The organism is Psychrobacter sp. PP-21 (genome assembly GCF_033790785.1).
GTDB lineage: Bacteria > Pseudomonadota > Gammaproteobacteria > Pseudomonadales > Moraxellaceae > Psychrobacter.
The window spans coordinates 281,391-306,269 of record NZ_JAMYEB010000001.1 but is presented as its reverse complement, the minus strand read 5'-3'; the positions used below and the strand labels follow the sequence as shown (position 1 = coordinate 306,269).

Sequence of the window (24,879 nt, the reverse complement as noted above, 5' to 3'; positions counted from 1 at the left end):
GTAAAGCAAATTAGGAGAAGATAGCAAATGGCAAAATTACTCACTGACAGCCTTACTATTAGAAATTTAGTAGGTCATAGCCGTTATCATTGTATAGAGATATTATCGAACCAAGGGCTGAGTAGCATTAATTTTGGGCACTGGTTAGCAATTCCCAGTCAGCGGTTATTACTGATCTTTCGGCATCAACAATGTGTGGCTATTGATACGTATCAATTGGCAGCCTAATACTTTGACAGTTCAAAACGTTTATTATATTTAGATATAATCAATATTATAACGAGCCATAAAAAAGCCCTTTATCACCTCTAGTAATTGGATACTGAAAGCGATAAAGGGCTGATTACTCTACAACAAAAATACTAAGTGATTGCTTGCACTGGTGGTTTCACGTCCGCGTTTTGACCGCGGTGACGCAGATAGTGATCGAGTACGACAATCGCTAGCATCGCCTCTGCGATAGGTGTGGCACGTACACCAACGCATGGGTCATGGCGACCTTTAGTCAGCATATCGACTGCCTCGCCTTGCGTATTGATACTCTTACCAGCCGTGGTAATACTAGACGTTGGTTTTAGCGCAATACTCACACGGATATCTTGCCCTGATGAGATACCGCCCAAGATACCACCTGCATGATTGGCAGCAAACCCATCTGGCGTCAGCTCATCACGAGCACTATGTCCGAACTGCCCAGCCACGTCCATACCATCACCAATCTCAACCCCTTTGACCGCATTAATACTCATCATCGCATGCGCGATATCGGCATCCAAACGATCGAACACTGGTTCGCCCAAACCTACGGGTACACCGCTTGCGATAACTTCAAGACGGGCGCCGCAACTGGTCCCTTCGCGGCGCAGGCTATCAATCAGAGTCTCAAAACGGCCAATCGCTTCTTTATCAGCACAAAAGAATGGATTGCTATTTACGAACGCCCAATCGATTTGGCTGGGCTCTAGGACATTACTGTGCTCACTACCGATTTGGGTCACGTGACCACGAATTTGTACGCCCAGGCGCTCCTGCAAGTATTTCTTTGCAATAGCACCCGCTGCCACACGCATGGAAGTCTCACGGGCGGATGAACGACCACCGCCACGATAATCACGGAAGCCATATTTCATGCTATAAGTATAATCAGCATGCCCAGGACGGAAGGTATCTTTGATATCGCTATAGTCTTTTGATTTTTGATTGGTATTACGAATCAATAGACCGATAGACGTCCCTGTGGTTTTGCCCTCGAAAACACCAGAGATGATTTCGACTTCATCAGACTCGCGGCGCTGGGTTGAGTACTTAGACGATCCTGGCTTGCGGCGATCCAAGTCTACTTGCAAATCTTCTGCAGATAACGCCAAACCTGGTGGCACACCGTCAACAATCGCCATAAGGCCTGCGCCATGCGACTCACCGCAAGTGGTAACCGTAAAAACCTGCCCAATACTATTGCCTGCCATAATTATCCTTAAACAAGTAAACGTTACTGATGACTATTTGATCCATCTTTTATGATTAGTGCTTATAATTCTCGAGTACAGATGTCGGTTACGGATATCAGCTGTTATTGTTTAGCGCATTCACTCATACAACCGATATCCATGCAACCTAATGGCTGACTATTGGATACTGTCCAATAGTTGAACAAAAGAGGCAAACAGTTGACGATGTGATACCAGCTCATCATAAGTGATAGCAAACACCCCATGTCCGCCATGAGCGAACTTTAACCAATCGAACTGGATTTCAGGATAAGCTTGTTTTAGTGCCCATTCGCTGTCACCCACCTCACAGATCAATAATCCTTCTGGACTCAGATAATCTGGCGCTTCAAACAAGATGCGATGCACCAAGTCCAAACCATCTTGACCCGCGGCTAGCGCGTGCTCAGGCTCATACAAAAACTCAGGGGGCAAATCTGCCATGATAGCGGCATCGACGTATGGCGGATTGGTGACGATAAGCTCATACTGGTTCTCAGCAGGTATCTTAGCAAACAGATCTGACTCAATTACGTTGACTTGATGTCCAAGGTCATGATGATCGACATTGACCATGGCCACTTCTAATGCGCCCTTATCGATATCGACTGCATCAACCAATGCATCGACGAAACGGGTCGCAAGCGCAATCGCAATACAAGCAGAACCGGTACACAGATCCAAGATACGCTCAGGCTGTGACAACTGTTTCACATCCAAACCATGGTCATAAAACACCGCTGACTGCTCGTTTGGACTAACGCCTAGAGGCTTGGCAAGTTCAGTCACATCAAAGTATGGATGGAACTGCTGGCGAATCAACTCTGCGATTGGCGAGCGAGGGATAAGGACACGCTCATCCACATAAAAAGGCAAATCACAGAAATAAGATAAGTTAATCAAATAGCTCAATGGCTTACGTTCAGCGATACGCTCTTCTAATAATCCAAGTACTGCCTGCTTCTCTGACGTGGTCAAACGGCAGTCTAAAATCTGCTCATTGGCTGACCAGTCCAACGATAGCGAATGCAATACGATGGCTGAGGCTTCTGCAAACTCATCTGTAGTGCCTTGCGCGACGACCACATCATAGTTACGCAGTTGTGTGACCGAAAAACGAATAAAGTCGCGGATACTTACCAGTTGCTCACGCGCTTCATTCAGCTCTGCTTGTAGGTTGGCAAATTCATCGTGCTCACCAAGAAGTCCAGTCTCTAAATCATACTCCATCTCACCGTCTAAGCCCTCAGACTCATCGTTAAAGTATTGGTTTTGAAACTCTTCTGCACTCATTGTTTGGTCTTCTGACATATCGCACCTTATGGATTAACTACATAGCGGATTAAATTGCTTTTTGCTAAAAACTGCTTTTTGCTAAAAGTCGGTTTATTAACCAAAAATTTAATCCTACATTATAGACGTAAACACCTAATAGCGCCAATCAGTGTCACTATTACTGCAACAAAAAACAGGGTTAGTATCAGATCATTTGCGTAAGAAGCGTGCACCATGCCATACATATATTCGTTAAATTATTACCCAACTGTAGCGAATACGTCAGCAGCTGACGTTTGGCAACCGTTAAATACAAAAACATGTGTCAAAAGTTTGCGATGGCGACAAATTATGCGCATAATAGCCGCATTAGTAGCAACCACAAGTGATTCAACATGATGAAAATAAAGCCTATTATTACTGCTATATCTATTGCCACCATAAGTGCTAGCGTTGCCGCGCTAGCTGCGCCTGCTGATGCTACTCGCACATTGCCAGTACGCACATCAGATACGATGCCGAGCCTTGCCCAAAAGGTGAGCTTGGATGTACAAGAAAATCGTAGCAGCTCGTTAGACAGTCGCTTGCCAGCTGACCGTATGACTCAGCTTATTGATTCAAAGAGTGAGCCAAAGGCTGCAGATAACATGAGCGCTGCAGAATTGACACGTAAAGATGAGCAAGCTGACCGTGATGATGATATAACTGAAGGCCAAGCTGTTGCTGCTCCTAGCGATTTGTCATCTATCAATTCATCTGACCCACTTGCTTTTGAGCTGCCAGAGAGTGAAAAGCGTCAAGACTTCAGTGATGATCCAACCATCAAAAGCATTGAAGACAAAGATGGTAAAAGGTACACCACACTAAACTTATCAAACTATGCTAAGCAAGTGAATAGTGCTGTCTGGTCACCAAACATGAACGTCAACTCAGCAATGACCATCAAAATACAGGCACTACTTGATTGGAACCATGCGTCTCCTGGTCCTATCGATGGCGGTTGGGGCATGAACAGCAAAAAAGCCTTGGTCAACTTTCAAGCGATGAGAGGCTTGCCAAAGACAGGTAAAATGGACCAAAAAACGTGGGATGCCTTAGTAAAAAATATTCCTGCAACCAAACCTGTATTGGTCACTTACACCCTGACTGAAGATGACCTTAATACCAATTTTGCAACCACCCCTTCTGGTTCAGAAGCCAAGTCAAAAATGAAAGGCTTGTATTATCAAGACATCAAAGAGATGTTAGGCGAACGTTTCCATATGGACGTACGCTACCTCGATAAGTTGAATAAGAATAAAGAGTATAAAGTTGGTGAGACGATCACCGTACTGAACAACCGTGGCAAGCTCAACCAACGTATCAACCGTATCGTTGCCAACAAAGCAGATAAGACACTCTATGCATACAACGGTGACAAGCTAGTTGCTACCTACCCAACGACCGTCGGTAGTGATGCCACACCGTCACCAAAAGGGTCGTTTAAGATCATCAACAAAGTAAAAATGCCTTGGTATAAGTCAACTGTCGGTGAAGGCGCTCAAAAGAAAGTCCATATGATAGCACCAGGACCGAACAATCCAGTGGGTGTGGTATGGATGGGCTTATCTAAGCCTTCTTATGGGTTACATGGTTCACCAGTACCTGAAGGTATCAGTCGCCAAGGATCAGCAGGTTGTGTTCGTTTGACCAACTGGGATGTGTTAGAGGTTTATGCCAATGTCGAAAATGGCGCGGTTGTCGAACTTCAGTAAGTCTGATTGACTACCCCAATCTATCATAAAAATCATGACAAAAAGACCTCCATCGTGAGGTCTTTTTTATGCCTACTTGTTTTTTCTGCTTATTTATAACATCACTTTCCATATAGTCGCCTTATATATAGCGACCTTTATAGAATCACTTTGTTGTAGAGCTGCCTTAGCATCAAAGCGTTTTAGCACAGCTTCTCACTTACAAAACGTAGGTCTTATTAACTACGCCTCGTAGCCCTCCTCATCACCCGTAATGCTGCCAATTTTTTTGGCAAAGAGCATCGTTACAGGAATAGAAGCCAAGGCGCCCACTACGATCGCTATTTGCATATGAGCGATCTCATCAAACCCCATAATGAGCGTACCAATGATGACAACGCCTGTGGTGACCGTGCCTGCTATGATGTAAATAACAGCAAATAATGACCAATTCATGATTTAATCCTTACTTTTTTTGTGGGTATAACTACTTTATACGTTATATCCTTACTAAAAGTAAGTATTTAATATAGACGACAGATACATACATATTAACTGACTTTCAGAAAAACCCATGTTAATATAAGGGGATTTAATGTCATTTTAATATTTCCATTAATAATCATGCTTTCCAGATATACAATCTGTTTATATCATACGCTCCTACCTTTGCTTTAAATTCCGCACCCCCTGCTGCACGTCTCTATTTTTTCTTAATCTAATATCTAGATCATTGCTTTTGCAAAAAAAAGACAGCTTATCGCTAATTTTTCATTACAATAATGGTTTTATTTCATCTGACTAATAAAGCCCAATCGCTATGACCGCTTCTGATAATACATCACAACAAAAAAAACCAGTCACCGGTTCTCAGATTTCATCTGATATGACAAAAGAGACATCTGAGAGTTTGATCGCTGACGCTCCTGAACCAGAACAGACCACTGAGCAGGAGTATGCAACGGAAGACAGTGAAGAAAAGCCACTCTCTGAACCAAAAATCGTCATGACGTCACCAGAGCCTGATGTTGTCATCGCGACCGTAGAGACACCGGATACAGAGTTACATAACCATGAAGCAGCTGAAGCTGAATCAGATGACTCTACGTCAGAAACGGCAGCCATCGACTCATCAGAAGACGAGACTGACGGCCTACAAACTCTACCTGATAAAGAGCCAGTAGATCTAGAAACAGTTTCTGAACCTGAAGCACCCAATAATCACGTCAGCCCACCTGTTGAACCTATTTCGATTGATCATAGTATCCATGAAAATGACCCTGCTATTGACGATGCGGCTACTCCTAATCTAGAAACAGCGTCCACATCTACAGAGGCTAAAGACAAGACTATAGATGACGACGAAAAAACCGCAGAAGAAGAAGCCATTCAAGAAAAAAAAGAAGCCAAGCTGGAATCTTATAAACAGTTTGTGGCTGAGCAGTTTAGCGATCAAAAGATAGACTATCCTGAAGTGCGTGTCACCATCGAAGCCAATGCCCTACCAAGTAAAATGTACTTTGTAATGAACATCCTCTCAGCCATCATTGCCAGTTATGGCTTGGTGACCAATTCGGCAGCGGTGGTTATCGGCGCGATGTTGGTCGCCATGATGCTAGGCCCGATTACGGGTGTCGCCCTAGCAATCATTGACTACCGTATGCCGCTGTTGCGTAAATCTTTACTCACCGTGTTAGCGGGCGTGTCTTTGGTTATTTTGGTCGGATTTATGGTAGGTCTACTGCATCAAGGTCAGCCATTAACCAATGAGATTTTGTCTCGCACCCAGCCCACGTCTATGGATTTGATGATTGCACTGGCCGGCGGTACGGCTGGTGCATATGCGATGGTGTCTCCGCACCTGTCCGTTGCCGTTGTTGGGGTCGCTGTAGCCACAGCCTTGGTGCCACCATTGGCGGCTAGTGGGATTTTATTTGCCAATGGTGAGATACAGATGGGGTTTGGTGCTGCCTTATTGGCACTGACCAACATCATTGCTATTCAGTTTACCAATGCCATGGTACTGTGGTTTTTAGGGTTCAGGCGTTTGGTAGATGATGATTATAAATCGGGCACCTATTTGATATTTTTCCGCCGAAATGCCGTCACACTGCTATTACTGGTCGGCTTAGGTATTTACCTGACCCTAAACCTCAACAGCAATGCCAAGCAGCAAACCTTTGAAAATAATGTTAAAGAAGCCATTAATGACCATTTTATCGATCAAGGCAACGTACTGACCAACACTCAGTTTGATCAGAATAACGAGTTTCAGATCATTCGTGCTGTGATTCGCGGTGAGACCAGCCCAAGCTCACAAGATGTGCAGCAAATAGAGGATGTGATTACCAAAGACATGGCAGAAAATTTCCCAAAATACTTGCCTATCAAGCTGCAATTGCGCTACTTGCCAGTTCAGGTCATTGAGTCCGATCCACTGATAAAAGACAAGCTTGATGAGACCGATGCCGCAATTCTGACCAGCTCGCCCTAACTTTACTATATGAATCTGCAAACTACAGAGGCACAATCACCTAGCAGTTATAACTCTTGTACCAAGAGCTTGGGCGTTTGTGCTAAAATCGCTTGCAAAATTATTTTATGTTATTTACTCAATTCTATCCGTCAGTAAGGAGCCGCTGTGAGCCAGCCATTTCGCTCAGCCGATATTCGCCAAGCCTTTATCGATTTTTTCATAAGCAAGCAGCACACCCAAGTTTCATCGTCTAGCTTGATTCCGCATAATGATCCGACATTACTATTTACCAATGCCGGTATGAATCAGTTCAAAGAAACCTTTTTGGGTATGGAGCCACGTGACTACACACGTGCTGTAACTTCTCAAAAGTGCGTCCGTGCTGGCGGCAAGCATAACGATCTAGATAATGTCGGCTACACTGCCCGCCATCATACGTTCTTTGAAATGCTTGGTAATTTCTCATTTGGCGATTACTTCAAGCAAGCGGGTATCGAGTATATCTGGGAGTTTTTGACGTCAAAAGAGTGGCTAGCCATTGATAAGGATCGTCTGTACGTCACCATTTATGAAACCGATGATGAAGCCTTTGAGATTTGGAATAAAAACATTGGTATTCCAAGCGATCGCATCATTCGTATTGGCGATAACAAAGGCGCGCCTTACGCTTCTGATAATTTTTGGACCATGGGTGATACCGGTCCTTGTGGTCCTTGTACCGAAGTCTTTTATGACCACGGCGCCGATATCGAAGGCGGCTTGCCAGGTACTCCTGAAGAAGATGGCGACCGCTTTATTGAGATTTGGAACTGTGTCTTCATGCAGTTTAATCGTCAAAAAGACGGCACTCTATTACCGCTACCAGCACCCAGTGTCGATACAGGCATGGGACTTGAGCGTATTAGCGCCATCATGCAAGGCGTCCATGGCAACTATGAGATCGACCTATTTGTCCATTTGATGGATGCGGCGGCTGAAATCCTAGAGATTGATAATGAACAGCAGTCATCACTAAAAGTCATTGCCGACCATATTCGTGCCGTAGCGTTTTTGATTGCTGATGGTGTTACGCCAAGCAATGAAGGTCGTGGCTATGTCCTACGCCGCGTCATTCGCCGTGCCGTACGTCATGGCAACAAACTTGGCGCTGATAATGAGTTTTTCTACAAAATGGTGGCGCCGCTCGTCGCAGAAATGGGCAGCGCTTATCCAGATCTAAAAGAAAAACAAACTGCCATCGAAAGTGCCATTCAAAAAGAAGAAGCACAGTTTGCTAAAACATTAGCCCAAGGTTTGCGTTTGCTTGCCAGCGAACTTGAAGGCTTACAAGATGGCGATACGCTATCTGGTGAAGCTGCCTTTAAGCTTTACGATACTTACGGCTTCCCACTCGATTTGACTGCCGATATCACTCGTGAGCGCGGTATTGTCATTGACGAAGCAGAATTCGATGAGCATATGCAAGCGCAGCGTGAGCGTGCCCGTGATGCTGGCAAATTCGACGTTGATTACAGCAGCGTCATCCAAGTAGAAACGCCAACGACATTTATCGGCTATGAGCAGCTTGAAGAAGAAGGTGTCACTATTGACGCACTTTACCAAGATGGTAACCCAGCAGACAGCTTAACAGAAGGCATGGAAGGCGTTGTCGTACTCGATCGCACCCCATTCTATGCAGAAGGCGGCGGTCAAGTTGGTGAGCTTGGTGAAATTCGTACCGAATCAGGCGTTTTTGAAGTGCAAGACACCAAAAAGTCTGGGCAGGCGATTATTCATTATGGTGTCGTGACTATGGGTGAGATTAGCCCTAAGCAGACGGCTGACGCTCATGTACTCTCAAGCATCCGTGCCGCTAGTGCAAAAAACCATTCTGCTACTCACCTATTACATGCAGCGCTAAGAGAAGTATTAGGTGATGCGGTTACGCAAAAAGGCTCATTGGTCTCAAGCGAAGTACTACGTTTTGATTTTGCCTACGACAAGCCTGTCAGTGTCGCTGAAATTACGCGAGTAGAACGTCTCGTCAATGAACAAATCCAAGCCAACACCCCTGCACGCATCGAGCACATGTCGATTGATGAGGCCATGAACCAAGGCGCTATGGCACTGTTTGGCGAAAAATACGGTAGTGACGTTCGAGTCCTAACCATGGGTACAGACAGTATCGTAGATGGTCAGCGCAAGCCGTTCTCTATCGAACTATGCGGCGGCTTACATGTGCAGCGCACGGGCGATATCGGCGTGCTAAAAATCATCAGTGAATCAGGTATCGCTGCTGGTATTCGCCGAGTTGAAGCCGTTACTGGCATGAACGCGGTCAAAAACATGCAGCAAAGCGAGCAGCAACTGGGTGAATTGGCAAGTCAGCTCAAAGTAAAACGTCCTGAAGTGGCGCAGCGTGTACGCACCATGGCAGATAAGCAGCGCGATCTTGAAAAACAACTAGAGCGTCTGCAACAAAAGATGGCCAGTGCTCAAGCAGCTAACTTACTTGATGATGTGCAGACTATCGCAGGTACACCAGTTCTTATCAGCACCCTAAGCGGCATCGATGGTAAATCTATCCGTACGCTGATGGACGATATCAAATCAAAACTACCTGATAGCGTGATTGTACTCGTCGGTGATAAAGACGATCAGTTGGCATTAGCAGCGAGCGTAGCGAAGTCTGTCACTGCTAAGATAAAAGCTGGTGATATCATACGTCATTTGGCGAGTGAGCTTGGTGGTAAAGGCGGCGGTAAGCCTGACTACGCCCAAGGTGGCGCGCCGAAGTCTGGCAACAGTGCAGCGGTTATCAGCGCTCTACCTGCTTGGATTGAAACCCAGCTTAGCTAAGCTACTGAATATTAGACCAGCGAGTATATTGCTATAGCGCGTCATAATATACCTTATATTTATCGCATAGCTTTACTCTACTACGCACCAAATACGCGATTGGTTATGACCACTATAACCAATCGCCATATATCTAGGCGTTACTGAGACTTAAAGTTGTGCTGTAGATATGGTATAAAGGTCAACGTTTGGGCATGTTTTTCGTTCATTAAAGGTAGTAGACACAACCAGATGAACAAAAACCTAGGGCATCACTTTTATAATCTGGCTTTATGTATACAAGCATTGATAGGTCTCACATTGACACTCATCACTGATCATAAAAAGTCATTATTGAATAATAGGTAGATTTTTATGGCGTTAATAGTACAAAAATACGGCGGCACCTCGATGGGCAGTATCGACCGCATCAAAAACGTCGCCAAACGAGTCAAACGCTGGCATGACAATGGTCACCAAGTGGTCGTTGTGGTTTCAGCTATGAGCGGCGAAACCAACCGCTTAATTGATTTAGCACGCCAAATTAGCAACAATCCTGACGCCCGTGAATACGACCAAATGGTCTCAACGGGTGAGCAAGTCTCTATCTCTCTACTCGCTATGGCGATTAAAGAGCTTGGTATTGGTGCTCGCTCATTTACTGGTCGTCAAGTCGCTATCAAAACTGACAACGCCCATAATAAAGCACGTATCGAAAGCATCGATGATAAAAACATACGCGAGCAACTAGATGCTGGCAATATCGTTATCGTTGCAGGCTTTCAAGGTATTGATGAAGCAGGCAACGCGACCACACTCGGACGCGGTGGCTCTGATACGACAGGTGTGGCGATTGCAGCAGCTTTGGGTGCTGATGAGTGTCAGATCTATACTGATGTCGATGGCGTCTATACCACTGATCCTCGTGTGACCTCAAAAGCCAAAAAACTTGAAAAAATTACCTTTGAAGAAATGCTAGAGATGGCGAGCCTTGGTTCAAAGATTCTACAGATTCGTTCAGTAGAGTTTGCTGGCAAGTACGGTGTACCTCTACGCGTACTGTCTAGCTTTGATGAAAACACAGACGGCAGCTTTGACCAAGAATTTCAAGACAATGTGGGCACCCTAATTACGATAGACGAAGGAGACAATATGGAACAGGCAATCATCTCAGGTATCGCGTTTAATCGAGACGAAGCAAAAATCTTAGTACGCGGTGTGCCCGATCATCCTGGTATCGCCTCTGCTATCTTGAGCCCCATTGGTCGCGCCAATATCGAAATCGATATGATTGTCCAAAATCTATCAGACAATGGCACCACTGACTTTACCTTCACTGTCAACCGCACTGACTTAGACAAGACCCTAAAAGTGCTCAATGAAGAAGTCAAAGACGAGATTGGTGCCAAAGAAATCTCAGGCAATAGCGAAGTTGTTAAAGTCTCATTAGTAGGTGTTGGTATGCGTTCACACGCAGGGGTTGCTAGCCTCATGTTCCAGACATTGGCTGAAAACAACATCAATATCCAAATGATATCGACCAGCGAAATCAAAGTGTCTGTACTGATTCAAGACCAGCACTTAGAAAAAGCTGTCAAGTCACTGCATACTGCATTTGGTCTTGACCGTGAAGACGGCGAAAGCAAAATCGCTGGGCTATAACCCTCAAAAACTGTTAAAATACCGTCTGAGCATTGTCGGTAATTTGTCCAGTGCTACTGATATATTGATATAATACTCAAATAAAATAGGATCTCTTTAGGTCCTATTTTTATTTTTTGTCCTAGCTGAAATGAGCACTTACCTAATAGTTTTGTGAAAAAACCGTGACAGTATCTGTTATGCCACCTATAATGGGGCTTTCATTTGGGCTAAATGAATCTACCTATCGTTACCGTTATGAGCACGATGTCGAGCATTGTAATTATTGATACATTGCTTGCTTAGTGCTACGGTAATGTTCTGCAATTGAGAAGTAATCTGATGAGTAATAATTTGTTGATGCGACATAAGGAGTGTGACGCATGTTAATTTTGACACGCCGCGTGGGCGAAACGCTAATGATTGGCGATGAAGTCAGTGTGACGGTTTTGGGCGTCAAAGGCAATCAAGTACGTATCGGTGTAAACGCACCAAAAGATATTGCCGTACATCGCGAAGAGATTTATCAACGTATTCAGCATGAGCGCTCTGTACAGTCGCAAATGCAGCATCTTGAGCAAGGCAACTTTTCGCCTTCATTCGATGACGAAGACTATTTCAATCGCTAATCTATAATACTTGATGCTCAGTTGCTAACTGCTCTCGGGTATCAATAAGTATTATATTGTTTTTTTAATCTGCTCTGAGGTCATTTATTTATGAGTATCCGCCAATCAGATATATCGGCACTACTTAATGGTTTGAACAAAAAAGCCATTGGATTCAATGATGTCATCAGCTTTATTGATGATTTTTATCGCTATGCGCCTGCCCCATTTGTGAATGGGATGGTACATAATGCAGCTGGTGAAAACGAAGGTAGTGCAAAAATTTTTGGTTTTGCTAAGCACCACGGTTTGAACCAGCTGGACACGCTAAAACTATTTGGCGAACACTATGCCAAAGTGCAAGCAACGCCTAATGGTACTGATCACGCCAACATTCGTAACTTTTTGCATTGGGGCTGGCAGGGATTTTTGATGCAGAAAAACCCACTAACGGTTCGTCCTAGTGTCGATACGACTGCAATTTAAGCATGTGTTGTGATTAGAACACTATAAAGTAAAAAAGCCACGCTAATGAGCGTGGCTTTTTTGTGATGTCTGTATTTACGGCTATTACAGACCTCCCTATTTGTAGGTCTATTTATCACAAAACTTATTTATCACGAAATTTGACAGGCTGCACGGCACCTTTAGGGTTCGGCATATTAGGATAATGATGTTCATGCTCGACATCACATTCAGCACCAACCACTGAACCGTTGTCTTTTACTGGTTTGTGGATATAGCCAGTACGTTCAGCAGGCGGTAGATGCTCATGCTCCCATACCATTACCGCTTGCATACAAGTGTCGCGCTGCTCAGCAGTAATTTTGCGACCATCAGGCCATTTGCCCAGCTCAATCGCCATACGGAATTTATCGACTACCTCAGGCGTTAGACTTGCTAGTATTGTTTGTTTATCCATTTTGCCTACTCCACTGCGATTTTTGGATCATACTTCTACATAAAAGACTGACTTATTCATCGTCCATAATATCATCATCGACATCAAGACTGAATTCTTCAGCGTGGACATTCCAGTGTAACTTTGTCCGGCACGCTTCATAAAAATCAAACCCAGGTGGGTGCAACAAAGTCAGTTTGTCAGGGTGCTTACGAATATGTAAGCGTTGCTCTTGTTCGAGCGGTACACTGGGTTTGCCGTCTGCACTAACCATTGGCTGCGTACGGTTGTCTTCATGGATACGAATACAGACTTCACTATTACCGCTGACCACAATCGGACGACTAGACAAGGTATGAGGATGCATAGGCACGAGACAAATGGCATCCATACTCGGATGTATGATAGGACCACCACCGGATAGTGCATAAGCAGTCGAGCCTGTCGGTGTTGCTGCTATTAGCCCGTCACTATGCTGCCTATATACATCATGTCCGTCGATTTTCATCTGAAAATCAATCATATGTACCGACTTGCCAGCATGCAACACGATATCATTGAGCGCCATATCTTCATGAATTATTTTGCGCCCTTCTCGTATTTCCATCGTAAGCAAAAACCGATGGTCCAGCTGATAGTCTCCCATCAACACCTGACGCAGTTTAAACGCCGCTTCATCAGGCTTTACATCTGCCAAAAACCCTAAGCGACCACGGTTAACTCCCAATACAGGCACACGGTAACGTGCTAATGCTTCAGCAGCATGTAGTATCGAGCCGTCACCACCGACCACAATAACCAAGTCGCAAATCTCACCAATTAAGCCGCGCTTTACGATTTTGACTTTTTCTATGTCTATAAGATCCAGTGTGGGCAAATTGGCAGTTTGTACATCCATGATCAATGTCAAATTCATGTCATTGATGGTTTGGGCGATCTGCACCAGACTTTGAGTGACGCTGCGTTTACCAGCGCGGCCCATCAGCCCAATGCGCCTAAAAGCAGGGTTCTTGATAGCGTGGAATAGCTCTGATTCATGTAAGTGTGGCAATCTTGCTGACTGCGCTGAGTTTTCCATAAAACGACTCGGTATAACGGTGAAGTACAGGGCAATGATAGCGATAAATGCGCGCTTAGACTAGCATGTTTCTCAATTATCGTTGTTAACTGTCGTAACTGACCCCATATAAAAAGCATCAAACGCCTTATTCAGTCTCGCCCGGTCTTGCTCATTATCTGACCAACCACTTGATGCTATAGTCGCCTGATACAGGCGCAACTGGCGCTAACGGTCAGCAAGTACAGCAGTCACCATGGCTGTCACGCAAACACAGTTGACAATAATGGCGGTTTTGCTAAAGTAGCTAACATCTCTATTTTCATATTTTATTATTAAGGATTTATGTATGGCCAATCCTATTGTCAGTCGCGCAGAACTTGCGATCGGCGGTAATCCAATGACGGTCAAGGGTGTTATTCAAAAGACCAGCCTATTACTTGGTTTATCAGCTATTACTGGTGTGGGCTTTTTCTTTTATGCGCTTATGGCAGGTTTATCGCAAGGTTTTATTACCATGGCAGCCTTCGGTAGCATGATTGCTGCGTTTGTTCTTGCCCTTTTTATCACTTTTAAGCCACAAAAAGCCAAGACGTTGGCGGTGCCTTACGCATTGTTAGAAGGTATCTTTTTGGGCGGTATCTCATTATTTTTTATGAGAATGTATCCGACCGTACCAGTAACTGCAATGTGTGCAACGTTCGTCACAGCGGCAGTCATGCTAGGCCTATATCGCTCAGGTTTGGTTAAGGTCACTGAAAAATTCCGCTCTATTGTGACCTCAGCCGTTATTGCCATTATGCTTGTATACGTCGCACAATGGGTGCTTTCTCTAGCATTTGGTTCAACACTACCGTTCTTGTTTGAAGGCGGTGCTATCGCTATCGGCTTTAGCTTGTTTGTGATTGTTATCGCTTCTTTTACGCTATTATTAGACTTTGACAATATCGATCGCGGCGTTGCAATGGGTATCTCAGAAGACTATGAATGGTTATTCAGTATTGGGATTCTTGCGACTCTAGTCTGGATGTATATCGAATTCATGCGTCTATTGAGCTATTTACAAGACTAATTCGATACACTGTCTGATAGCAACTCTGTATAAAAACCGCCTTAACTACTTATAGTTGAAGGCGGTTTTTTTATGGCTGAATGTTGCAGACTGTCTTAACGTCAGTGCATTCTAGAGCACACTCGTTTAACGTCAGTGCGTTCTGAAGTGACTAGGCACGTTTCAGACGCAGCGCATTTAACACGACAAACAATGAGCTAAGCGACATACCAATAGCAGCAAGCCATGGTGGTACATAACCTAAAGCCGCTGGTATCAGGACAATACTGTTGTAAGCGAGCGCCCAGCGAAAATTTTGCTTAATGATGCGCTCTGTTTTATCAGAAATACGTTTAGCAGCAGTGATGGCCTCTATTTGACCGTTTAGGATAATACTATCACTAGATACTTGTGCCAGATCTGCCGCACCAGCAATTGAGGTGGACACGTCTGCTGCTGCCAATACTGGCGCATCATTGATGCCATCACCAACCATCAATACGACCGCGCCTTTGGCTTGCAGCTGCTGAATATGATTGACCTTGTCCGTCGGAGATAGACCATTATAGGCAGCCTGCATTCCTAAGCTATCAGCCATCGTCAGCGCTTGCGGGCTTGGATCTCCTGTTAGCATTACAGACTCGATACCTAGCCCTTTTATAGTATTAAGCATCGTTTGAGCACTATCTCGCACTTTATCATTAAAATAAAAGCATGCCAGCGCCTGCCAGCCATTGGTATTTGCTTTTTGGCAAGACAAAACAACAGCTGAGCTCGCGCGATGAGTTAGTAAATCGATGGTCAAATCATTGTTTTTTTCAATACTATTTATATCACTGTTCAAAGCGAAACCTTCATGACCGATGCGATATTTCATACCATCAATCATTGCTTCCACACCGCCTGCCGGATAGTGCTGTACAGCCCGCGTCGTTGGTAGATGTAATTGATAAGCAGCAGTTAGCAGAGCGTGTGCAATCGGATGACGACTGCCCACCTCTAAAGCTGCTGCAATTGCCAATAGCCTATCTTTTTGCGCTATTGATGACCCATCATCCGTTTCTGTTTGATCTATTAGTGCCACCAGTTCAATATGTAACAGGTTTGGCTTACCGTAGGTCAGCGTTCCTGTTTTATCAAAAGCAATATGAGTGATTTCAGCTAGTGTCTGTAGCGTATGTCCGCGCGTCGTCAAAAAACCATAGCTGGCTAGGCGATTGGTCGAAACAGTCAACGCTATTGGCGTCGCCAAGGACAAGGCACAAGGACAGGTGGCGACCAATACTGCGACCGTTGCCCAAATAGCCTGACTTGGATCGACGATATACCAACCGACAAATACCAAGACTGATAACACTAAAATACGTGCGACAAACCAACGTGCCAGCTTATCCGCTTGCTGTGCCAGTTTGGGCTTTTCACTCATCGCTCGGTTCATTAGCCTATCGATGAGACCTATCTGACTGTCCTGTGGTAGCGCTGTGACTAACATCTCAAACGGTTGGCTATCGTTTTGTGCGCCACCGACAATGTAATCGCCTTGGGTCTTGATGATTAAGTCACCCTCGCCCGTCAGTAGGCTCTGTGATACGGTTGCCGTCGAGCTCAGCAAGATACCGTCACTGATAATCTCAGAACCTGCCTCAACCAAAATAACATCACCCACTTGCAAGCTGTGAGCCGTCACCATTTGCTTTGACGATACATCACCTTCTAACTGTGAGATTGCATTTTTTTGATTACGAGAGTGCTGCCACTCTTGCGCAATATCTGATGTGAGCTGATGGACATTCGCATCCATCCTCTGCATAAAGTTAGGCATCACGTCAGTTGCAGAGACTGCCACCTCATGAGACTCATTTTCGATACTGTCATCTTGCTGAGCGCTATTGCCCCTAAGCTGCTGCAAGATACGCGCTGCCGCTGTTTTGTCTTCAGCCACTTTTTGGACCAATACAGGCTCGACCACGACCAAATCATTAGCCATAGTGGCAGCTTTTAGACGTGCATTGTGCTCGATATAACGCCCTGCTAATAAAAAGAATATAAACATACTGACTGAGTCGTAATACGTCTCCCCTTGTCCAGTAACGGTGGCATAGAGGCTGGCAAAAAAAGTGATAATCAGCGCCAGACTGACGGGTACATCCATATTTACTTGGCGTGCCCGAATCGCCGACCACGCTGAGGTAAAGAACGGAATACCCGCATAAAAGAACACAGGCGTGCTCACAAATAACGATACCCAACGCAAAAAGTCGCGCTGGAATATCAGCATGTCACTATATTCACCAAAGTAAAGCGCAACAGCGTACATCATCGCCTGCATCGAGCCTAGTGCCGCAATACCGAGACGTAAGAGCATCTGGTTGTTATGACGTGCCAGCATGGCTTCATGAGTATCTTGCCGGTAAGGCTTGGCTTCGTAGCCGATCTCATTAATGACCGCCAGAATGCGACTGATTGGCAGCATGTCCTCATTCCAGACGACGCGCATACGCTGATTGGTCAGATTTACCTGACACTTACTGATACCCTGTAGCTCATCGAGACGCGACTCAATGAGCCACGTACAGGCAGCACAGCGCAAGTTATTAACAGACAACTCGGCAACTGACAGTTCATCTTGCGCATAGACGAACTGCGACTTTATTTCATCATGATCGTATACCTCAAGACGCGTTAACTGAGTGGGCAAGCTTGCTGTACGATTGATCTCCGAACGGTCAAGATAGTATTGTTCAAGACCTGCCTCTACGATACTCTGCGCTGCTAGCTGACAGCCCATACAGCACATCTCACGCGACTTACCTAATATCTCAGCATGAAACGGTGGCTGCGGTACAGGATCGCCGCAATGGAAGCAGTGATCAGCCAATGGAAGCACTAATCCTTCAATAATAGAGTTATCTTCGTAGGAATGAGTTGTAGTAGATGCTACAGATGATGAGGTACTAGACATAGTCGGCGCTTACTTCCTTTGACAAGCTTACTCAAAACGTACTCACTAAAAGCAAGCTTGCTGTTATTGACTATTAATTAAATAAGAACAGTCATTTTTGACGATACTGACATTACTACTGGTTGAAACTGTTACTAATTGGAGTTGCTACTCGTTAAGATTACTATTGATTGCGACTGCTGTTAAAGGCTGATTGTAAAAACAAAACCCAAAGGCTGTTTCATACAAATTACATCGTTGCAGCAATAATAAATTGTTATCCTATATACGTTTATCAACGCTATACAAGTTGCTCACACCTCACTGCTCTTACCAGTGTTTCAGTTAAGATTATACTACAAGCAATCACCCTAGGCAGTAACATCAGCACTGCTCTGATACCAATGAATGCGCCCGTTGACGATGATAGATTGAAAAATTCATCAATTTGCGTCATTATGAGGCAGTTTTTTATCCAAAAATGGTGCGACGTCCGTGCAAAAATCCAATTTTAAGTTATTAAATACTAAGTCAGCTCCATCATCTAAGCCTGCTATGAGTACATTACCTTCACAGCAGCGCGGCTTGGTGTTTAGTAGCCTTCTATTAATTGTTATCATCGCAGGCATGGTGCTCTTGGCACTGTACCTGATCAAACTTGATCGCACCATTACCCATAAGTTTGAAGGTAAGCGTTGGGATATTCCAGCCAAAGTATACTCACAACCACTTGAGCTGTATCAAGGTGCCAACGTCGATAGGGATACGATGAAGACGTGGCTAGAATTGCTTAATTATCAGAGCAATAAAGCGTACGACCGTACTGGTACTTACCATAGATCAGGCAATACTTATTATATCCATACACGCGGCTTTACTTATAGCTCCAGTGACAAAGATGCTGAGCAAGTCATCAAAATGACGATTGCTAATAATAAAGTGGACTCTATTCAAAGTACCGTACCCGCCAAAAGCGGCATCATACGTCTAGAGCCGGTGAATATCGGTGGTATCTATCCTGATAGTAATGAAGATCGAATGGTGGTGTCTTTAGATGACGTGCCTCAGCCATTGATTGACGCTTTGATTGCCACCGAAGATCGCGCATTTTATGAGCACAAAGGCGTCTCGATACGTGGTATCGCTCGTGCTGTTTACAATAATTTCTCTGGTGGCGCAAGACAGGGCGGGTCAACCATTACCCAGCAGCTTATCAAGAACTTTTATCTCAACTCAGATCGCACCATAAAGCGCAAAGCCAACGAAGCGTTAATGGCCGTATTGCTTGAACTGCATTACAGCAAAGATGAGATCCTACAAACGTATTTAAATGAGATTTATTTGGGTCAAAACGGTAACCGCTCTATTAACGGTTTTGGATTGGCTGCACAGTTTTATTTTGACAAACCGCTCAATGAGCTACGCTTAGACCAGCAAGCCATGCTAGTTGGTATGGCAAAGGGACCAAGTATTTATAACCCTCGTCGCAATCCAAATGATTCAAAAGCACGCCGTGATGTGGTACTTAACAACATGCTCACAATGGGTACGCTAAGCCAAGAAGATTACGATAAAGCCTTAGAGCAGCCTCTTGGTATTGTGGACAAGCCTGCCGAAGGCAAAAGCCAGTTCCCTGACTTTTTGGATATCGTTAAACGCGAGCTTAATACTGTTTACTATTCAGACGACCTCAAAAACGAAGGTCTCATCATTATCAGTACCTTGGACCCTATCGCGCAATTAGCAGCAGATAAAGCGGTTGACAAAAAACTTGGTGAATTGCGCCGTAGCGGTAGCAAAACTAAAGACTTGCAAGGGGCCCTCGTCAGTGCCAATCCAGAGACTGGCGAACTGGTTTCTGTCGTCGGTAGTGGCAGTGAGTTCACAGGATTCAACCGTGCTGTTGATGCCAAACGCCAAGTTGGTTCTTTATTAAAGCCTATTATCTATATGACAGCGCTTGAGAGTGGTCGCTATAACTTGGCAAGTTCAGTGGATGACTCCCCTATCACTGTCAACCTAAGCGACGGTACCGATTGGAATCCCAAAAATTACGACAACCGTGATCATGGCTATGTACCCTTCACCACAGCATTGTCGCAATCTTATAACCAATCTGCGGTACGTCTGGGTATGGAGTTTGGGGTCGATACCTTTGCCAAACAATTACGCCGCATGGGAGTTGAGGAAAAGATACCACCGTACCCATCAGCACTGTTAGGTTCTGTCAATCTTAGCCCAATGGATATGCTGGGTATTTATCAGGTTTTTGCCACTGGTGGTTTCCGCACCCCTATTCATAGTATTCGTACGGTTATCGATGATCGTGGCCGCATTTTGCAGCGTACTGGATTGAATACTCAGCGCAGCATTCCACCTGAGACCAATTTCTTGACGAACTATGCGTTGCAGCAGGTGGTTTCAAACGGTACCGCCAGACGTGCCCAGTCGCTTGGTAGCAATCTAAACCTTGCCGGTAAAACGGGTACAACGAATGACTACCGTGACGCTTGGTTTGCAGGCTACAGCGGTAACTACGTTAGTGTGGTTTGGGTTGGTCGTGATGACAATAAACCCATCGGTCTGAGCGGTGGTACTGGTGCACTTCCTGTCTGGGTTGACTATATGAACCGTCTGAAGCTCACTCCTGTAGCGTTACCAGAGCCAGAAGGTATAGAATGGTTGTGGTTAGAGAACAACTCAGGCAAGCTGTCTAATGAGCGCTGTGCCAATGCGCGCTATTTACCAGTCATGTCCGCATATCTACCAGAAGAAGCCAGTAGCTGTGCGCTGAGTTTGTACCAACAAGATCGTGCCCGCGAGCAAACGCAATTCCAAAACCAGCAAGGTGTCATCAATCAGCAGCGTCGCCGTGAAGGTTTAGAGATTCCAAATGGTGAAGCTATTGAAGGTACTGATTCAGAAAACAGCAATGAGCAAGACAATGGTAACGAAGAACGCGCGGATACTTGGTACGACCGTGCTGTTGAATGGTTCTAACGTTATTTTTGATATTTAGCTTTTAATATTTAAAAAAGGTCTCGACATGATCCCATCTTTACAGCAACCTGTCACTGTCAAACAAAAAGTGACCCAGTGGCACCAAAAGCTGATGTCAGCCAACACTTTACTTGTAGGTGGTGCCTTAGCTGGCATGCTGAGTCTCAGCGCTTGTCAGACCTTACCCAGTACGTCGACGACTGCGACAAACACAGTACCGATACAGACAATCCCATCATCACAGCCGACAGTTGCAAGCACAACCACCATCACCCAGGCGCCCATTGTTGACGTAGATGATGAAAATGAGTATCCAGTTGAGCCTTATATCCCACCTGAGCAGCTCGAGTCGCCAAACCCATTGACGCAAGAGGCGCCTGTATTTGAGCCCTCTACTCCAGTAACGACAGAGCCTGACCTAGGCATTGCCTTACCCTCGCGTAATGACTATATCATCTCTGAGCCATCAGCACCCTCCCACAACGAGTTATTAGAGCAGGCACGAAAAAACTCGCAACAGCGGGCTCAACAGTCGACCAGCAGCAACAGTACATTGCCTGCATTTCGTAACTTGATGCAGGTCGGTATCAATCAGCTAAAAGCCGGCCAACTGACCAACGCCGAAAACAGCTTTACTCGTGCACAGCGTTTGGCACCTAAATCGTCTGCCGTGTACTTCTATTTGGCCCAAGTCGCCCTAAAAAAGAACCAACCACGCAAGGCAGAAGCAATGGCACGACGCGGTCTTAGTGTGTCACAAGATGCCAATCGCAGACGGGCACTGTGGCAAATTATCTTACAATCAGGTCAAGCCCAAGGTAATTCACGCGTTATCAATGAAGCAAGGCGAGCTTTGCGCTAATAGACAGGTACATAGTTGATAGACGTTACATAGTTAATAGGCAGATATCTAACTGATAGGAATCTACTCAGAAACTTATAAAATTTCGCATTATTATTTGACAGATATTTGGCGTCCCACTTTCGACACCAAATATCTGTCTTTCATTCAAAATACACATTTATTATTTTAGCTTAAGGTTATCTTTATGGCATGGCAACAACTGCACTTACAATGTGAAAAATCAAACGTCGATTTGGCCGAAGCGCTTTTATTAGAGGCCGGCGCTCTATCAATTGCCCTAGATGATGCAGGTGATCAGCCTTTGTTTGAACCACTACCAGGCGAATCCCCACTGTGGGATGAGGTGATATTGACTGGTTTATTTGACGCGACCACTGATTCTGGTAGCCGTCAGGCTGTTGAGCAGCTCAGTCACGAAATCGCAGCACAAGTACAAGCAACCCGCATTTGGCTAACGGCCGTTGATGACAAAGACTGGGAGCGCGAATGGATGAGCAACTATCATCCTATTGAATGTGCCAATGACTTATGGATTGTGCCAGACTGGCTCACGCCACCTAATCCTCAGGCGACAAATATCATCATGGATCCAGGCTTAGCTTTTGGTACCGGTTACCATGCCACAACTCGTCTCTGCCTTGATTGGCTGACAGAGCAAGATCTGACAGATAAAGTAGTCATCGATTACGGTTGTGGCTCAGGTATTTTAGGTATCGCTGCTTTATTATTGGGTGCACGCCAAGTATATGCAGTTGATATCGACCCGCAAGCGGTGCTCGCGACTAATCAAAACGCGGTACGCAATCATGTGGGTGACCGTCTGCAAGCGTTTTTGCCAGAAGCGTTTACTGAACACTGTTCGCAAAACAATATCTTACCTGTAGAAGTCATCGTCGCAAATATCCTAGCAAAACCTTTAATTGGCTTGGCGCCTTACTTCTCAACCTTGATTGCACCAAAGGGCCGGATTGTTTTAGCAGGCTTGATTGAGTCACAAACTGAGCAAGTTGTGGCAGCTTATCAGCCCTATTTTGCCCTCGATCCTAAACATGCTTTTACAGCTCAAGAAGACCAACATTGGCAGCGTTTATCTGGTACATTTACTAGCTAGCAACATTTAATTACATCTGTTACGATAGAGGGCAGTCAAACGTTAGGTATTTGACGCCACTCTGTCTTTGCTCATGATTGATATAATTTTAAGAGCACTGTAGGTAGCTGTTGGTGAGTGGCGATGCGGTATTGATAACCATACTTTTTTGGATTCGGCCCTATGACCACCCCTATAAAAACTCAGTGCCCTCATTGCCAAGCTTACTTTAATATTCAACAAACTCAGCTAAATAAAGTCAATGCTACCGTCAGCTGTGATCAGTGTCATCAAAGTTTTTTGGTCAACAAGAACCTCGTCGTAACTTCTGATACCTCAGCAATTCAAAGTACCAAAGCAAAACGTCCCAATACTAAACCGTCACTCAATCAAAAACGTTCATCCGACACTCTCATTCATGATGATCTTATCTACGATGATATGGATATTGATGAGCCAGACGATAATCCTACAGAATATACCTCTTTAGATAGTATGGATGCTTGGTTGACCCAAGTCAGCAACATACCTTCTACTACAGAAACATCAGCTACTGGGCAACACTCGCCCTCTGATAACAAACATAAAAATAACGATCCAATGGCAAAATCTGCTACGACACATGTGGTACCAGAGTCTTCCTCGATAGCACAAGAAGTCCTCAGTTCTGCAGCTGCCAATGATATTCACGCCAGTGTAGATGATACAACTGACAACTCATGGCTTGAGGCACTTCTTGACGAGCAAAGTAAGCGTGACGAAAAGCCAATAGACGATACAGATTTATCACAGCTGCTAATAGATATGGGTGTTCCTATTAGAGATGAAGAAATCTCTGCCGCAGAACGTGCAAAAATAGCACAGGCACATTTTGCGCCCACATCAGCAGCACTTTCGATCGCCTCTATACTTTGGATACTCGGGTGCTTGGTATTGGCGCTCTTACTTGCTGCACAATATGTTATGTTTAATTTAGAGACTTTAGTCAAGAATCCTGCCAATGCCAAAAGGCTGCAAGCCGCATGCTCTGTTGCAGCGTGTAGCTTACCAAGCGCAGACTTGACCGCTTTCACTGTCACTACGCCAAATTATAGAGCCAGTCAAATAAAGACAGCAGGCACATTTAGCGATATAAGTGCAACATTAAACAACCAAAGCACACAAGCACAGCTCTATCCAAACATAAAAGTCAGCGTTTATGGCGCCGATAGCCTTATCGGAGAGTTTATTGCAGCGCCCACCGATTACTTATTGGGTAAACAGAGCCAGCTACCCGCTAACGATAAAAAACGTCTGCTGTTTACTATACCCATTGACGACAGACAGATCCGTGAAGTTACCATGACACCACTTTATTGATTTTTATTAGTATCAGCACAACCATTTTTCATAGGTGATATGCACCATATTTACTCTCGATGCGTATCGTTGTAATCAAGATAGCCATTAATCTGTCAGCGTTAGACGATATTAGTTTGATATACTATTATTCTGACATCTTATGGTTTGACACTTTTTTCATTTCAAGGATATTATCTTATGGCACCTCATGCACAGCATAATGCCCCTCATTTTGCTAAAAGCTCTGAGCATCCTGCCGACTATAATAAAGAAGACTATCACTCCTCTACTCATGATTTTTCGCGCTCTTTAGATAGTGCTGCCAGTAGCGTACAACAACCTCTACATGTACATGTTGAGCGTGTGGTACGTCAATACTTTGCAATGCTAGGTGACGAGATGCCGACCGACCTATACGAACTTATCTTAAAACAGGTTGAAGAACCTCTTTTATCTGTGGTTCTCGAAAAGACTCGTGGCAATCAAACCAAGTGCGCGCAAATATTGGGTCTGAATCGGGGTACTTTACGCAAAAAACTTAAAACTTACGACTTAATGTAGCACTGCTATATGAGCTTACTCATCGTCACCAATTA

At 44.8% G+C, this 24,879-nt stretch carries 18 protein-coding genes and 1 pseudogene; 13 read left to right on the top strand and 6 right to left on the bottom strand.

The genetic code is table 11. From position 1 onward, the window contains the following. Positions 1–27: 27 nt before the first annotated feature. Positions 28–228, top strand: coding sequence for a hypothetical protein (locus NJD71_RS01310; RefSeq protein WP_319050122.1), 201 nt, complete (start codon positions 28–30; stop codon positions 226–228). Between the two features lie 134 nt (positions 229–362). Here NJD71_RS01310 and aroC read toward each other — a convergent pair whose 3' ends face one another. After that, complete coding sequence (aroC, locus tag NJD71_RS01305; RefSeq protein WP_319050121.1) at positions 363–1,466, bottom strand: chorismate synthase; 1,104 nt, start codon at positions 1,464–1,466, stop codon at positions 363–365. A 159-nt stretch (positions 1,467–1,625) separates the two neighbouring features. Then, a complete protein-coding gene (prmB, locus tag NJD71_RS01300) occupies positions 1,626–2,798 on the bottom strand; it encodes a 50S ribosomal protein L3 N(5)-glutamine methyltransferase (protein ID WP_319050120.1) in 1,173 nt (390 codons plus the stop codon). 359 nt (positions 2,799–3,157) lie between these two features. On the opposite strand from prmB, the gene NJD71_RS01295 reads away from it, so the two are divergent. After that, positions 3,158–4,516, top strand: a complete 1,359-nt coding sequence (locus NJD71_RS01295) for a L,D-transpeptidase family protein (protein ID WP_319050118.1) — start codon at positions 3,158–3,160, stop codon at positions 4,514–4,516. A gap of 222 nt (positions 4,517–4,738) precedes the next feature. On the opposite strand, the gene NJD71_RS01290 is transcribed toward NJD71_RS01295, so the two are convergent. Next, positions 4,739–4,951: a hypothetical protein gene (locus tag NJD71_RS01290; protein WP_319050117.1), complete on the bottom strand. Its 213-nt coding sequence runs from the start codon at positions 4,949–4,951 to the stop codon at positions 4,739–4,741. A 430-nt stretch (positions 4,952–5,381) separates the two neighbouring features. Here NJD71_RS01290 and NJD71_RS01285 point away from each other — a divergent pair, with 430 nt between their 5' ends. The 5 genes and pseudogenes from NJD71_RS01285 (at position 5,382) to NJD71_RS01265 (ending at position 12,523) form a co-directional block, all read left to right on the top strand. Further along, on the top strand, positions 5,382–6,989 hold the full coding sequence (locus tag NJD71_RS01285; RefSeq protein WP_319050116.1) for a DUF389 domain-containing protein: 1,608 nt from the start codon (positions 5,382–5,384) through the stop codon (positions 6,987–6,989). Between the two features lie 147 nt (positions 6,990–7,136). Beyond that, positions 7,137–9,809 (top strand): alanine--tRNA ligase, encoded by a 2,673-nt coding sequence (gene alaS / locus NJD71_RS01280; protein WP_319050115.1) that lies wholly within the window; start codon positions 7,137–7,139, stop codon positions 9,807–9,809. Positions 9,810–10,163: 354 nt separating this feature from the next. Next, positions 10,164–11,450, top strand: a complete 1,287-nt coding sequence (locus NJD71_RS01275) for an aspartate kinase (protein WP_319050114.1) — start codon at positions 10,164–10,166, stop codon at positions 11,448–11,450. A 362-nt stretch (positions 11,451–11,812) separates the two neighbouring features. Next, a pseudogene (gene csrA, locus NJD71_RS01270) lies at positions 11,813–11,980 on the top strand (carbon storage regulator CsrA); the annotation flags it as partial. A 168-nt stretch (positions 11,981–12,148) separates the two neighbouring features. After that, positions 12,149–12,523, top strand: coding sequence for a HopJ type III effector protein (locus NJD71_RS01265; protein WP_319050113.1), 375 nt, complete (start codon positions 12,149–12,151; stop codon positions 12,521–12,523). A 124-nt stretch (positions 12,524–12,647) separates the two neighbouring features. Here NJD71_RS01265 and NJD71_RS01260 read toward each other — a convergent pair whose 3' ends face one another. Both NJD71_RS01260 and NJD71_RS01255 read right to left on the bottom strand, forming a co-directional pair. Next, positions 12,648–12,959 (bottom strand): YeaC family protein, encoded by a 312-nt coding sequence (locus NJD71_RS01260; protein ID WP_319050112.1) that lies wholly within the window; start codon positions 12,957–12,959, stop codon positions 12,648–12,650. Between the two features lie 52 nt (positions 12,960–13,011). Beyond that, positions 13,012–14,016, bottom strand: coding sequence for an NAD(+) kinase (locus NJD71_RS01255; protein ID WP_319050111.1), 1,005 nt, complete (start codon positions 14,014–14,016; stop codon positions 13,012–13,014). Positions 14,017–14,344: 328 nt separating this feature from the next. Between NJD71_RS01255 and NJD71_RS01250 the strand changes: the two genes are divergently transcribed. Further along, positions 14,345–15,067 (top strand): Bax inhibitor-1/YccA family protein, encoded by a 723-nt coding sequence (locus NJD71_RS01250; protein ID WP_058024171.1) that lies wholly within the window; start codon positions 14,345–14,347, stop codon positions 15,065–15,067. A 151-nt stretch (positions 15,068–15,218) separates the two neighbouring features. Here NJD71_RS01250 and NJD71_RS01245 read toward each other — a convergent pair whose 3' ends face one another. Further along, positions 15,219–18,008: a heavy metal translocating P-type ATPase gene (locus NJD71_RS01245; protein ID WP_319050110.1), complete on the bottom strand. Its 2,790-nt coding sequence runs from the start codon at positions 18,006–18,008 to the stop codon at positions 15,219–15,221. A 534-nt stretch (positions 18,009–18,542) separates the two neighbouring features. Here NJD71_RS01245 and mrcB point away from each other — a divergent pair. From mrcB to fis, 5 genes are all read left to right on the top strand, one after another. Beyond that, positions 18,543–20,987, top strand: coding sequence for a penicillin-binding protein 1B (mrcB, locus tag NJD71_RS01240; RefSeq protein WP_319050109.1), 2,445 nt, complete (start codon positions 18,543–18,545; stop codon positions 20,985–20,987). Between the two features lie 46 nt (positions 20,988–21,033). Next, positions 21,034–21,849: a tetratricopeptide repeat protein gene (locus NJD71_RS01235; protein WP_319050108.1), complete on the top strand. Its 816-nt coding sequence runs from the start codon at positions 21,034–21,036 to the stop codon at positions 21,847–21,849. 187 nt (positions 21,850–22,036) lie between these two features. After that, a complete protein-coding gene (gene prmA / locus NJD71_RS01230; protein WP_319050107.1) occupies positions 22,037–22,963 on the top strand; it encodes a 50S ribosomal protein L11 methyltransferase in 927 nt (308 codons plus the stop codon). A 162-nt stretch (positions 22,964–23,125) separates the two neighbouring features. Next, complete coding sequence (locus tag NJD71_RS01225; RefSeq protein WP_319050106.1) at positions 23,126–24,301, top strand: DUF3426 domain-containing protein; 1,176 nt, start codon at positions 23,126–23,128, stop codon at positions 24,299–24,301. A gap of 180 nt (positions 24,302–24,481) precedes the next feature. Next, a complete protein-coding gene (gene fis / locus NJD71_RS01220; RefSeq protein WP_319050105.1) occupies positions 24,482–24,844 on the top strand; it encodes a DNA-binding transcriptional regulator Fis in 363 nt (120 codons plus the stop codon). Positions 24,845–24,879 lie beyond the last annotated feature (35 nt).